Genomic DNA, 13491 nt, shown 5'->3' on the forward strand with positions numbered 1-13491 from the left:
GCCCCGGCTGCACGTCAGCTGAAGGCGGACGCGCAGGTGGTGGTGGTCGCGTGGGCCGGGTCGAGCGCGTTGGCCACCTCGTGGAAGGCGATGCGGTCGAACAAGCCGATCGCCACGTGCTCGGACAGGTCGAGCGGGCACAGGTCCTGGAGCAGGACGTTGTGGACGTCCGAGCCGCTCAGGTACTGGTTGCGCCAGGGCGTGGCCACCTCGTCGTACTTGGTGGCGATGACCGTGTAGTGCACTCCGGGGACGGTGTCGCCGCCCGCGTTGAGCTTGGTGAGGAAGGCGGAACCGACGATCTGGTCGGCGAAGCCGGGGGTGGTGGCCTTGATCAGGTCCTCGGCGCCGGGGAAGTACGGCAGCAGATGGGTGAGGCCGTCCAGGTCGGTGCCGTGGTTGTCGGGGGCGAGGCCGACGAGGGCGTCCACCTTGGCCGCTCCGCCGAGGAACCGGAGGTAGTAACGGGGCATCATGCCGCCCTGGGAGTGGCCGACCAGGTCGGCCTTGGCGGCACCGGTCGAGGTGAGCACCTTGTCGACGAAGACGGACAGCTGCTCGGCCGACTTGTCGATGGGGCCGAGGCCGTAGAAGAGCGGGACGCCGGGCAGCTGGCCGTAGTCCAGTGAGTAGACGCAGTATCCGCGGTCCTTCAGATACGGGGCGAGGGAGAGCCAGTTGTCGACGGAGTTGCCCAGGGTGCCGTGGACCAGGACGACCGGGCGGGGGTGGGTGGCGGAAGGCTTGCAGGACCAGTCGTTCCAACCGCGGCTCGGGGCGTCGGAGGCATGGGCGGTGGCGGCGGGAACGACGGCGACGGCGGCGGTCAGAAGCAGCGCGGCGAGGGGTCTGAACACTCGCTTCCAGGGCAGCATCGTGTGATCTCCTTGCGGCTCAAGGGAGGTGCGACGGCCTAACCCTGTGATCCGGATCACGAGGATGCTGTTCACTCGTCAAGTTACGGGCGAGTAGTGCAGATGTGAAGTTACGCGCCAGTAAAAACTTCCAGTGGTAACCGGACGCTCGTGCGGCGACCGACGGGTCGTCACCAGGCGGGCCTGATCGGGCCGTAGGGCGCGATCCATGCCAAACGCTCCCACAGCACACGCACTTCACCTTCACCCAGCAGCTCGCACCACTGCCTCACGACCTCCGCCGCCGCCTCCTCCGCGGCCCGGGTGCAGGCCCACCCCCGCTCCGTGAGCACGACCAGCCGGGCCCGGGCATCCTCGGGATGCGGGCGTCGTTCGGCGTATCCCTTGCGGACGATCTCGTCCACCAGCTGGCTCGCCGCCTGCTTGGTCACCCCGAGATGCGCGGCGAGGTCGGTGGCCGTGGCCCCGTCGGGCGCGAGCCGCGCGAAGGCGAAGCCGTGGGCGGGCCTGAGGTCCGCGAAGCCACGGGCCACGACCCCGGCATGGATGCGTTGCGTGAGGTCCCCCGCGGCGGCGAGCAGGGCGGCGGACAGGGCCATGGCTTCGGAGTTCTGCACGGGGGCATTGAAACACCCTTGACGGATTGGTCAAGTTGCTTGACCATATAGTCAAGCAACTTGACCACATGAACGGAGAACACCGCCATGCCCGTCGTCCGCTCCTCCGAAGCCGTGACCCACGAGATCCACGGCGCCCGCTTCGTCACGTACGCCAACCCCCGCACCGGAAGCAAGGAGTTGTGCGCCTGGCGGGGCGAGATCCCCGCCGGGACCAGGGCCCCCGCTCACACCGTCAGCAGGGAGGAGATCTTCCACCTGCTCGTCGGCGAGCTGCTCATCACGCTGGATGGCCGCAGCGAGCGGATCTCCGCCGGCGACACGGTGATCATCAACCCCGGTGCGACCCTGGCCGTCGAGAACCCCACCGACCACACCGCGATCTCCTGGGTCACCACCTCCGTCGGCCTCACCGCGGAAATGGCCGACGGCACCCGCATCAATCCGCCGTGGGCCAACTGACCCCGGCCCGCAGCTCGGAACGGACCAGCTCCAGCAGCCGGCCCACCCAGTTGCCCCCCCCCGCTCGTGCCACCCGTCCGTCCAGCACGGGGAGTCCGAGCTGCCGGTGTAGGTGATCGTGGCGTCCCCGGTGGCCAGCAGGACCGAGGGCCTTGACGATGTCCGCTCCGGTGCGGACACCGGAGTCGAACAGCACGGGCAGACCGCCGGCGGCATCGGCCACGTCCGGCAGGGCGTGAAGCACGGGCAGACCGCCGTTGGCCTGCCGGCCGCCGTGGTGGGAGCAGTAGATGCCGTCCACACCGCCGTCCGCGGCCCGGCGGGCGTCATCGGGGTGGCAGATGCCCTTGAGGATCAGCGGCAGGTCGATGACCGACCGCAGCCAGGGCAGGTCGTCCCAGGTGAGCGGGTTGCCAAAGGTCTTCGCCCCGTGCATCACCGCCGCGGTCGGGTCGTCTCCGGGGGCTGTGGCGAGCCGGGAGCAGAAGACCGGGTCGCTGGTGTAGTTGGCCAGGCAGTGGCCGCGCGGCTGGGGGAAGTTGCCGGCCGCCAGGTCACGGGGCCGCCAGCCCGTGATCCAGGTGTCGAGGGTGACCACGACGGCCTTGAAGCCCGCGGCCTCGGCCCGGTGGACCAGGCTCTCGGCCACCTCCCGGTCGGTGGGGGTGTAGAGCTGGAAGAAGCCGGGCGTGTCACCGAACTCGGCGGCGACTCGCTCCATCGGGTCGACGGTGAGGGTGGAGGCGACCATCGGCACACCGGTCCGGGCGGCGGCACGGGCCGTCGCGAGGTCGCCGTGGCCGTCCTGGGCGCACAGCCCGACCACTCCGACCGGGGCCATGAACAGCGGCGGGGGCAGCCGCATCCCGAACAGGTCGACGGACAGGTCGACGGACAGGTCGCGCTCGGTGGGGCTGACCATCATGCGCGGGACGAGTCCCCACCGCTCGAACGCGTCGGTGTTGGCCCGCTGGGTGTACTCGTCGCGCGGCCATGCCGCCCGCCACGTAGGAGCGCACCGCGGGCGGCATTTCCGCCTCGGCCAGTGGCCGCAGTTCCTCGGAGATCATGGGCAGTTCGGCAACCCCGCGCAGGCCGTCGAGGTAGATCTCGTCCTGGTAGTCGGCGAACGCCACGATCCGGTCCTCCTTCGCACCCTCTTCCGCGGGCCCTTGAAGTCCACAAGCGGAAAGCGGGGCGCGAAAGCCGCCGAACGCGGGATTCTCCGGTCGCCGGCCCTGCGCGCGCAGCCGGAGTGGGCCGAATGCGGGACGGCCGCGCCCGCACCGGCGCGCGCAGCCGTGGGCGGGCCGGACGTGCCCCTGCGTACGCAGCCGGGGGGCGGGCGTGCGGGTACGGCGTGCCCAGCCTTGGGCCAAACATGCGGGTACCGGCGTACGCAGCCGTCGGCCAGGCATGCGGGTAACAGCGTGCGCTGCTGTGGGCCGGGCGAAAGGGGAAGAGGCTCCCGGGAGCGAACACCCGCTGGTGAGGGTCGTCCCGCCACAGGATCCGCGGTGGCTCTCGGCCTCGGACGCAATCAGGGAGGATCTCGTGTCCGACGGCCTCGTATACGGCCCCTCTGCCTCCCCCCACACACACGGACTCCTCGGTTCCCGGTTCCCGGTTCCCCGTTCCCGGTTCCCGGTTCCCGGTTCCGAGGACAGCTTCTCGGCGTGCACGCTCTGGTACGTCGACAGCCTCGCGCGTCGGCCGTCTGTCACCCCCTGTCCGTGGACCACGTCATCCGCGGGTGAGCGCAGCATCCTCGGCCGCGGTCGGGCGCGCAGCGGCTCCGCGGGGTCTCACACCGCCGCGTGGCGACGGGGGCGGTGGCGGGAGGCGATGGTGGTGGTCAGGGCCTCGACGGCGTCGACGGTCGCGGTGCTCAGGCCGACGGCGCGGCTGGTCGTGACACTGCCGGAGCCGTCGGACGTCTCGGCCGGCAGGCCGGAGCGGGCGGTGAAGGAGTCGAGGACCGACCGCAGCGCCCCCGGGGCCACGGTCTCGGCTCCGGCGGCGGCGCGGGCCAGGGCGGCGAGGTGTTCGTGCAGCGGATCGGCCAGCTCGGTCAGCTCGGGCACGGTGTCCTGCGGGGTGCGCGGCAGGTGCTCGCCCAGCAGGGTGGCGCATCCGGCGACCGTGGACACCTGCGTCCTGATCTGCTCCAGCTGCGCGCCCGTCCAGGGGCCGCGGTGCTCGACCGGCTCGGCGTGCGACTGCTCCACCGCGGCCTCCAGGTGCTCCCTGATCTGCCGGGACCGCGCCCGCAGCGCGTCCACGGCCTCCGGGTCGGCCGCGCCGACGTCGGCGTAACCGGTCAGCAGCTCGGGCAGCAGCCGGTCCTGCACCCGCAGCCAGTCCGCGAGCAGGCCCGGCACCCGCCGGGTGGACCAGGTCGGCCAGACCAGGAAGAGCAGCATGGCGAGCACGGCGCCGACCACCGTGTCGGCGGCGCGCGCCCATGCCGTGGGCCCGGGCAGCCCGCCGACGTGGTGGATCAGGAAGACGATCCAGGTGGTCAGCCACAGGTTGAGCATCAGCTGCCCGGTCCGCAGGGTCACGAACGACGCCGCGGCCAGCACCACCGACAGGACGGCGAGACCGGCGGGCGACCAGTCGGGCAGGGACAGCACCCAGGCGAAGAGGCCGCCCAGCACGGCCCCGACCGCCCGTCCCCAGCCGCGGGCGATGGTGTGTCCGTAGTCGGGGAAGAGCACCAGCATGGCAGTCAGGGCCACCCAGAAGCCGTGCGCGGAGATGCCCAGCCCGCCCCACCCGCCGATCGACCGGCCGATGACCTCGGCGACCACCACAGCCACTGCGAGCCGTAGCGCATGGCGGAAGATCGGCGACTCGGGGTGGAGCTGCGCCCGGATCCGGCGGGCGGTGCGTGCCACCGAGGGGGTGTCCGCGTACAGACCCGGCACCTCGGAGTGGGGTTCCAGTACGTCGCCGAGGCGGTCGTCGGTCGAGCGCCGGGCCAGCTCTGCGGCCTGCCGCAGCCGCGCGTCCAGGTCGCGCGGGCCGCGCGCGGGCGAGGCGGCCGCCCATGCTTCCAGGAGGGCACGGACGTCGTCGGGTGTGCGGTGCTCGCGGCCGACGGCCACCGTACGGGAGATGTCGCCCAGCACCCGCGCGGCGGCGGCCGGCGCCTCCTGCTTACCGGCGGTTGCCTCTTGGTTCCCGGCGATTGCCTCCTGCTTACCGGCGGTTGCCTGCTGGTGCCCGGCGGTTGCCTGCTCGTTCGCTGCCGTCGGCGCCGCAGGTACCGTCAGCCGCACGGTGTGCAGCGCGCGGCGAATGCGCTCGGCCTCTCCCAGCAGGCCGAACAGGGGCGCCGCCGCGGGCCGGCTGAACTGCGGCAGCAGGTCCAGGGCCTGGCGGGCCGCCGTGAACGGGGCGGACCCGCCCAGGGCGGCGGGGTCTGCCGCGACCGCGGCCTCGGCGAGCGACCGGTACAGGGCTGCGAGGGCACGGCGCTGCGCGGCGAACCGAGGACCGTACGGCGGGAGCAGCTGGGCCACCACGACGAGTCCGGTCCCGGCCGCGATCCACCCGGCCATCACCAGGCCGCCACGTACGTCGGGGGCGAGATCAGCCGTGATCATCAGCCCGATGACCGCGAGGCACCCCCGGATGCCGGGCGCGAGCCCCATCGTCCGCCACAGCCCGGTCGCGAACGCCGCGACAGCGAGCAGCAGCAGGAACAGCCAGGTGGTGCCGTGCACCAGAGCCCCCAGCACTGCCATTGCGCTGAAGGCCGCGGCCATCACGAGCGCGTTCACCACCGGGTGTCGCAGCGGGCTCAGCAGTGTGCCGATGCCGCAGATGAAGGCACCGACGCCGGTCATGGCCCCGGCCACCGGGTCGTCCAGCAGCAGGCCGAGGACCGTGGCGAGCAGCACGGCCAGTACGGCCCGTGCGATCGCCGGCGGGGCGGCGAATGCCCGTTGGATGCGCAGCCCGTCCCGGCCGAGCGCGATCAACGACGACCACCAGCGCATGTCCGGGCCTCCTTGGCGGCACGGCGCGAGAGCAGCGCTCCCATCCTCCGTCGGCCCCGACGCGGCTGCCACTCGCCGCACCCGGCCGATGCCGCCCGGAACGGCAGGCCAGGCGGTGACCGCGCACTCACCCCTGCGCGATCAGCCGTTCCGCCTCGGGGTCACCTCATGGCCGGGGTCCGGCTGTGAGATGACCCCGTGGCCGGGGTCCGGCCCCGGCGGTCGCCCGCGAGGGTGGCCGGACCCACGGCTCCCGGGCCGAAGCGGCGACGGGCTCTGTCGGCCGCGGCTTCGGCGTTGCGGGCGCGGTCGTCGCCCGGGTCCAGCGAGAGCTGGCGGTGGGCGCCGTCGGCCGGCCGCAGGTCGTCGACGCGGAGGGCGAAGGCACGGACGCGTGCCCGCTGGAGCCCGAGGGCGGCCAGCAGACCCAGGGCGGGTGCGGCGAGGGCCGGTGAGTGGTCGGTGGGTTCCGGCAGGGTGCGGGCGCGCGTGGTGGAGCTGCGGTCGGCGTAGCGCACGGTGAGGGTGATGCGGCCGGCGACCTGACGTTCGCCGCGCAGTTGCCGGCCGATCCGGTCGGCGAGCCCGAGGACGGACCGGTGCTGCTGTGCCGGATCCAGGCAGTCCCGCTCCAGCACGAGATCGGCGATCAGGTGCTCCGTCGGTTCCGCGGGGGTGACCGGACGGGGGTCGTGGCCGCGGGCACGCTCGGCCAGCAGCCGTGCCTGGCCGGCGCCGAGGAGCCGTTGCAGGGTCGAAGGGGGCAGGTCGGCGATCTGGCCGATGGTGTGCAGGCCGTACCGGGTGAGGGTGGTCGCCGTGGCCCGGCCGATCCCCGGCAGCGCGGTGAGCGGGCGCGGATACAGCCACTCCGCGGCCCGTTCGGCGGGGACCCAGGTGGTCTCTCCCGGCGCGGACGCGTCGGCCGCCATGGCCGCCAGCATGCGGTTGCCCGCGAGCCCGGCGCTGCTGTCGAGGCCGTGGAGGGCCTTCAGTCTCATCATCGCGGTCTGGACCATGTCGTAGGGAGACAGGTCGAAGTAGCGGAGCGCCGACGTCAGGTCCAGCTGCACGGCGTTCGGCGGGACGGCCTGGACGTGGGGCGTGATGCCGGACATCAGTTCGATTATATCGGCGTACTGATCCTCGGTCAGCGAGGCGTGCAGATGGATGTGGGCGATGTGCCGCCGACGTGCACTCATCCCGCGCTCCCCGGACTGCGATGGCCGAACTTCTTCAGGTCCGCCGAGCGGGTGCCGGCGGGCTGCAGATCGGCGTACGGATGCAGCCGGGCGCCCGTGGTGCCGTTGACCAGGGTGCGCCGCGGCTGGGCCGGGGTCGGGTGCGGGCGGCTCTCTCCGAGAAGGGCGAGCGCTGCCTCGGGACCGTTGTCGCGGCGGGCCGAGGCGATCTCGTCCAGGTCCCAGGCCATCGCGCCGACGACGGTACGACGGGTGCCGCGCACCTGGACCGTGCCGCGCACCAGCAGCAGCCCGCTGTGGAACACGGTGTGCGCGCAGGCCGGATGGGAGTCCTCGAAGAACGCCAGGTCGACCAGGCCGGAACCGTCCTCCAGCGTGACGAAGATGATCCGCTTGCCACTGGCGATCGGCGGGGTCTGGGTCGAGGCCCGCACGCCCGCGACGAGAACCTGCTGACCGGCACGCATCCCGGCCAGGTGGGCGGCATCGGTGGCGCCGATCTCGCGCAGCAGCCGGTGATGGTGCTCCATCAGGTGCTTCGAGACGTCGATGCCGAGCGTGTTCAGTTCGGCGCTCAGCGCCTCGCGGCCGGTCATCTCCGGCAGACCGCTCGGCTCCGCGCCGCCGACCGCACCCGCGTCGATGGGCAACTGCCCCGAACCCGCGGTCCGGTTGCGGGACTGCCGGTGGAGTTCGGCGATCTGGAGCAGCAGGTCGCGGCGGGTGAGACGGCCGTCGTGCAGGGAGTTCAGGGCACCGATCTCCGCGAGGCGTTCGGCGGTGGGCCTGCTGGGACGGGCCCGCTGCCAGAAGTCCGACAGCGATCCGTACGGCTGCCCCGCCTCGATCCGCGCGCACTCCTCCTCGCCGATACCGTGCACCGCGCAGAGGGCAAGGCGTACGCCCCACTGGTCCGTGTCGGCCTTCTCCACCGTGTGCTTCACCTGGGAGCGGTTGATGTCGACGGGCAGGACCGGCACCCCACGCCGGCGGGCGTCGGAGACCAGGACCCGCTTGGGCCACATACCGGGGTCGTGTTCGAGCAGGCCGGCCAGCAGGAACGCCGGATAGTGCGCCTTGAGCCAGGCGCTCTGCAGGGCCGGTACGGCGAAGGCGACCGCGTGGGCGCGGCAGAAGCCGTACGCCCCGAAGGCCTCGACCGTCTTCCAGACCTCGTCCCGGACGGCCGCGCCGTAACCACGCGCGCGTGCCAGCCGGTCGAACCAGTCCCTGATCCTCGGCAGCCGGCCCTTGTCGCCGAGCGCCCGCCGGGCGATCTCGGCCATCGCCCGGTCGCAGCCGGTCATCACCGACAGCGTCTCGATGATCTGCTCGTGCCAGATGGTCACGCCGTAGGTGTCGGCGAGCACCGGCTCCAGGTCCGGGTGGGCGTACGACGGCGCGCCGCCGTGCCGGGCGGCGATGTACCGCTCGGGCATGCCGCCCGCGACCGGCCCGGGACGGAAGAGGCTGATGTCGGCGATGACGTCCTGCGGATTGCGCGGCTGCAGCCGGGACAGCAGGTCCTGCTGGCCGGGCGACTCCAGCTGGAACAGGCCGAGGGTCTGGCTCTCCTGGATGAGCTTGAACGCGAAGACGTCGTCGAGCGGCACCTGCTTCGGGTCGTCCAGGTCGATGCGGTTGCCGGTGGTGCGTTCGATCTCGGCGACGGCATGGGCCATGGCGGACTGCATGCGGACTCCCAGGACGTCCAGTTTGATGTTGCCCAGCGCCTCGATCTCCTCCTTCGCCGCCATCGCCATCGGGTAGTCGCCCTGCGGGGTCGGCTGCACCGGCAGCCGGTCCAGCAGGGTGGCGTCGCTGATGACCACGCCACAGGGGTGCATGGCCATGCCGTGGACCAGGGAGTCGAGGCCCTCGGCCAGTTCCCACAGGGGCCCGTACCGGTGCGCCTCGGCGGCCAGCTGCCGCAGCTCGGGCAGTTCGGCGAGGGCGCCGGTGATGTCGCAGGCCCGCAGGTGCGGGAAGCTCTTGGCGATCCGGTCGACGTCGGCCGGGGCGATTCCCAGCGCGAGGCCCGTGTCGCGCAGGGCCCGGCGGGCCCGGTAGGTCTCGGGCATGGCGGTGACCGCCACCCGTTCCTTCCCGAACCGTTCGAAGATCGCGTCGTAGCACTCCAGGCGCCGGGCGGACTCCACGTCGATGTCGATGTCGGGCAGCGAGCCGCGGCGCACGCTCAGGAAGCGTTCGAACAGCAGGCGGTGGTCGAGCGGGTTGGCCGTGGCGATGTCCAGTGCGTGGCAGACCATCGAACCGGCGCCCGAGCCACGGGCCGCGACCCTGATGCCCCTCGCCCGGATGTCGGCCACGACCTGGCCCACGGCGAGAAAGTACGCGTCGTAGGCCAGCTCGGAGATCACGGCCAGCTCTTCGTCCAGCCGCTCCAGCGCGGCTCGGTCACGGTCCAGACCGCGCCGGGCCAGGCCGTCCTCACACTGCCGGCGCAGCAGCCTGGCCGCGCCGCCCGGTCCCGGATCAGCGCCGAAGAGCGACGGTTCGGGGAGGCGCGGTGTGCCCAGCCCGAGGTCCGCCGCCGGGTCGACGGTGCACGCGGTCGCCGTGGCGGCGGTGTCCGCCAGCAGACGGTGCGCCCGCCGGGCGTCGGCCCCCGCGCATTCGACGATCATCCGCGCGATGCCCGCCATCCCTTTCTCGTCCTTGAGCCAGCGCTGCCCGCTGTCCAGGCTGCGCCGGTCGATCGGGCGCAGCAGCCGCGCGGCGTCCAGGACGTCGGCGAGCCGGTGCTGCTCCGGGTCGGCGTAGCGGACGGCGTTGGAGAGCACGGCAGTGATGCCGGTGCGGTCGGCCAGCGCCAGGGTGCGGGCGGCGAGCCGAAGGGATCCCGGACCGACGCCGAAACGTTTCTGCGCAACGACTTCCAGCCGGACCCCGCTCCCGAAGATCTCCCGCCACGGCGCCAGCAGCTTCGCCGCGACGTCCCCCCGGCCCGCCGACAGCGCCCTCACCGGCTCCGACAGCGGGCCGAGCAGGACCACCAGGCCGGGACCGCCGTGCGCACGGAGCGCCTCCCACGGCACCACCGGCGCCCCACCGCCCGCCGCACCCTCATGAGCGGCCGAGGTGATGCGGCACAGCCGGGCCCACCCCGCCCGGTCCTGCGCGAGCAGCACGAACCGCAGCGGCGGCTCGATCACGTGCGCACCGCCGCGCGCCGGAGTGCGACGCCGCCGCTCGGGAGGAGGGGGCGCGACGGCCTCCACGGCCAGGTCGATGCCGAAGAGCGGCCGGACCCCCTCCGTCGCGCAGGCCCGGGCGAACCGGACGGCACCGGTCACCGTGTCCCGGTCGGTCAGCGCGAGCGCCGCCATGCCCCGCTCGGCCGCCCTTCGGACAAGGTGCTCCGGATGGGCGGCGCCGTAGCGGGCGGAGTAACCGGACGCGACGTGCAGATGAGCGAAGCCCGCCATGCCGCACCTCCATCACTCCACCCCTTTTCAGCCATACGTCCGATACGTTCATCGTACGCTCGTTCGATTACTCTAACCTCATCAGTCCCGGTCAGCGACCAGATTCGAACACAACAGCGATTCTTTGCCCGGGGTGAGGCCGAGGTGAGAGGGAGGCCGAAACAGACGGCTCGCCGGCCGGTCACCACCGCGATCACGCGGGCACCACCACTCGCAATGCGGCACGACTCACGTACGGCACGACTCGCATGCGGCACCACTCACGTACGGCACCACTCGCAACGCCGCACCACGCGCATACCGGACCACTCGCGTGCGGCACGACTCGTGCGCGGGCACGACGGGGACGCACAACGCAAAGTCCCGCCCCCGTTGCGAGGGGCGGGACTGCGGAACGATGCGTACGCAGGTCAGCCGATCTGGGTCCCGGTCGCCGACAGCGCCTCGGTGACGGGCTGGAAGAAGGTCTCCCCGCCGGAGGTGCAGTCACCGCTGCCGCCCGAGGTCAGACCGATCGCGTTGCTGCCCGAGAAGAGCGAGCCGCCGCTGTCACCGGGCTCGGCGCAGACGTCGGTCTGGATCAGACCGCCGACCGTGCCCTCCGAGTAGTTGACGGTGGCGTTCAACCCGGTGACCGTGCCGTCGTGCACATGGGTGGTCGAGCCGCTGCGGGTGACCTTCATGCCGACGGTGGCCTCGGCCGCACCGGTGATCTTCTGGGTCGAGCCGTTGTAGAGGTCGACCTCGCTGGGGTGCTCGGTGTCCGAGGTGTACTTGACCAGACCGAAGTCGTTGCCCGGGAAGCTGGACTGCTCGTTCTTCCCGATGACGTTGCCGGAGGAGTCCGACCACGAGGAGATGGCGTCGGTGCAGTGACCCGCGGTCAGGAAGAACGGCTGCCCGCCCTTGACCACGTTGAAGCCGAGCGAGCAGCGCCCGCCCGAGCCGGAGATCGCGTCACCGCCGGCGACGAAGGGCTTGAACTCCGCCTTCGACCGCTTCAGTTCGGCCTTCGCCCCGAGCGCGTCGACCACCTTGCCGAGCTTGGCGAGGGCCGCGCCGGACACCGTTCTGTCGGCGGTGACCACGACCTTGTTGGTGACCGGGTCGGTCGCCCACGAGGTGCCGGGGATGGTCGCGTCCGCCTTCAGGGTCGCCCGCGCCCCGTCGAGTTCGGCAAGGGAGTGGGCGACGACTCTGGCCTTGGCGCCGGCCGCCCGGACGGCCTTGGCGGCATCGGCGTCGAGCACGTTGACGACGAGGCTCTTCGCCCGGGCGTCGTAGTAGCTGCCCGCGGCGTTGCGCCCGAGGTCCTTGACGAGCGCAGAGGCGAGCTTTCCGGCCGCGGGGGCCGACAGGACCTGCGGCTGCGGAGTGGGCTTCGAGGGTTCGCTGGCGTTCGCAGTCTGGAAGGTGACACCTGCGGCGACCAGTGCGGCGATTCCCGCACCGGCCATCACGGCCCGGCGCCGGGGTATGCGTCGGTGCTGCAACTCACGTCCTCCTGTGGGGGGTCGGCCCGGAGGTTGTGGGGATCTCACGGGCCGGAAGGCTGGTTGACGGGCGCCTACTCTTCCGAACGGCACAGGGAGCACACAAGGTCGACTTCAGGACGCGCATGCGATGCGCTCCGCACGCCCCGCCCGCTTGACCGAGGACGGTCACCCCAGGGAGTTCGCACTGCAAACACTACGGGCGAGTAACCCATCGGCGGACAGTGACCGTTACCCATGGCCGGAAACCACCCCCCGCCCCGGAACGCCAAAGCCCCCGCGCACGAGCTGCGCGGGGGCCCGAAGCCGGTCCGTACCGGCATCCGTATCCGTAACCGTCAGGGCAGGGTCACGCCGTAGTAGCTCAGCGCCTCGGTGACCGGCTGGAAGAAGGTCGTACCGCCGGAGCTGCAGTCACCGCTGCCTCCGGAGGTCAGGCCGTAGGCCGTGCTGCCTCCGTAGAGCGGGCCGCCGCTGTCGCCGCCCTCGGCGCAGACCGTGGTCTGGATCAGGCCGTAGACGACGTCACCGCCGCCGTAGTTGACGGTGGCGTTCAGCGCGGTGACGCGGCCGCTGTGCGTGCCGGTGGTGGAACCGCGGCGGTAGACGGTCGTCCCCACGGACGGGGTGGCCGCACGGCTGATGGTCTGGCTGCCCACCGCGCTCGGGTGCGCGATCGAGGAGTTGGTGTAGCGCACCAGGGCGAAGTCGTTGCCCGGGAAGCTGTAGCCGGCGTTCGTGCCCAGCACGGTGCTGTGGCCGGAGTTGCTGTACCAGGTGGAGGCGACCTGGCCGCAGTGACCGGCGGTCAGGAAGTAGTAGGTGCTGCCGCTGTGCACGTTGAAGCCGAGCGAGCAGCGGTAGGAGCCGCCGTAGATCGCGTCGCCGCCGCTGATCAGCTTCCTGAACTTGCCGGGGGTGTGCTTGACGGTCAGCGCGCCCTCGTTGGAGCCGGCCTGCTGCTTGATCTTGGCGATCTCGGCCTTGGAGACCGTGCTGTCGACGGTGACGACGACCCGGTCGGTCTTGCTGTCGACCGCCCAGGCCGTGCCGGCGACGTCGGCCCTCAGGACGGAATCACTCGCCTGGGTGAGCTGATTGGCGCTGAACGTGTGGTCGTCGCCGGCATTCGCGGTGGGGGCGGCGAACGCTGCTGCGGCCAGGAATCCGGTGGTCACGGCGATCAGCCGGGTCCGTCTCGCAGTGCCGCTGTGGGGAGTGGTGCGCTTGATCCTCACTTTTCGTTCCCTCCCAGGGGAAGTCGGGGGCCCGCGTGGGGGTCGGGGCCCGTGAGGCGCAGCCAGGGACCTGTCCGGGAGTCCGAACACGCATACACCCTGACAAGCGCTGAGGGGGAGTATTCGGCCGAACGGCCGGTCGGCACAA

The 13491-nt window shown here is 72.0% G+C and carries 8 protein-coding genes and 1 pseudogene; 1 reads left to right on the plus strand and 8 read right to left on the minus strand.

All coding sequences use genetic code 11. From position 1 onward, the window contains the following. Positions 1–14: 14 nt before the first annotated feature. Together ACFZCP_RS37840 and ACFZCP_RS37845 are read right to left on the minus strand one after the other, a co-directional pair. Positions 15–875, minus strand: coding sequence for an alpha/beta fold hydrolase (locus ACFZCP_RS37840; protein WP_391438236.1), 861 nt, complete (start codon positions 873–875; stop codon positions 15–17). Positions 876–1045: 170 nt separating this feature from the next. Continuing rightward, positions 1046–1492, minus strand: coding sequence for a MarR family transcriptional regulator (locus ACFZCP_RS37845; protein ID WP_391438237.1), 447 nt, complete (start codon positions 1490–1492; stop codon positions 1046–1048). A gap of 87 nt (positions 1493–1579) precedes the next feature. Here ACFZCP_RS37845 and ACFZCP_RS37850 point away from each other — a divergent pair, with 87 nt between their 5' ends. Then, positions 1580–1954 (plus strand): cupin domain-containing protein, encoded by a 375-nt coding sequence (locus ACFZCP_RS37850; protein ID WP_362696030.1) that lies wholly within the window; start codon positions 1580–1582, stop codon positions 1952–1954. A 145-nt stretch (positions 1955–2099) separates the two neighbouring features. On the opposite strand, the pseudogene ACFZCP_RS37855 reads toward ACFZCP_RS37850, so the two are convergent. The 6 genes and pseudogenes from ACFZCP_RS37855 to ACFZCP_RS37880 all read right to left on the minus strand — a co-directional run. Next, a pseudogene (locus tag ACFZCP_RS37855) lies at positions 2100–3090 on the minus strand (alpha-hydroxy-acid oxidizing protein); the annotation flags it as partial. Positions 3091–3759: 669 nt separating this feature from the next. After that, positions 3760–5961, minus strand: coding sequence for an FUSC family protein (locus ACFZCP_RS37860; protein ID WP_391438238.1), 2202 nt, complete (start codon positions 5959–5961; stop codon positions 3760–3762). A 161-nt stretch (positions 5962–6122) separates the two neighbouring features. After that, positions 6123–7163, minus strand: coding sequence for an ImpB/MucB/SamB family protein (locus ACFZCP_RS37865; RefSeq protein ID WP_391438239.1), 1041 nt, complete (start codon positions 7161–7163; stop codon positions 6123–6125). Beyond that, a complete protein-coding gene (locus ACFZCP_RS37870; RefSeq protein WP_391438240.1) occupies positions 7160–10612 on the minus strand; it encodes a DNA polymerase III subunit alpha in 3453 nt (1150 codons plus the stop codon). The genes ACFZCP_RS37865 and ACFZCP_RS37870 overlap by 4 nt, the downstream gene beginning before the upstream one ends. A gap of 410 nt (positions 10613–11022) precedes the next feature. Beyond that, entirely contained in the window at positions 11023–12105 is a 1083-nt protein-coding gene (locus ACFZCP_RS37875; RefSeq protein ID WP_391438241.1) for an alpha-lytic protease prodomain-containing protein, read from the minus strand. 338 nt (positions 12106–12443) lie between these two features. Beyond that, positions 12444–13343 (minus strand): trypsin-like serine protease, encoded by a 900-nt coding sequence (locus ACFZCP_RS37880; protein ID WP_391438242.1) that lies wholly within the window; start codon positions 13341–13343, stop codon positions 12444–12446. Positions 13344–13491: the final 148 nt, after the last annotated feature.

Source organism: Streptomyces sp. NPDC007971, from assembly GCF_042958635.1.
Taxonomy (GTDB): domain Bacteria; phylum Actinomycetota; class Actinomycetes; order Streptomycetales; family Streptomycetaceae; genus Streptomyces.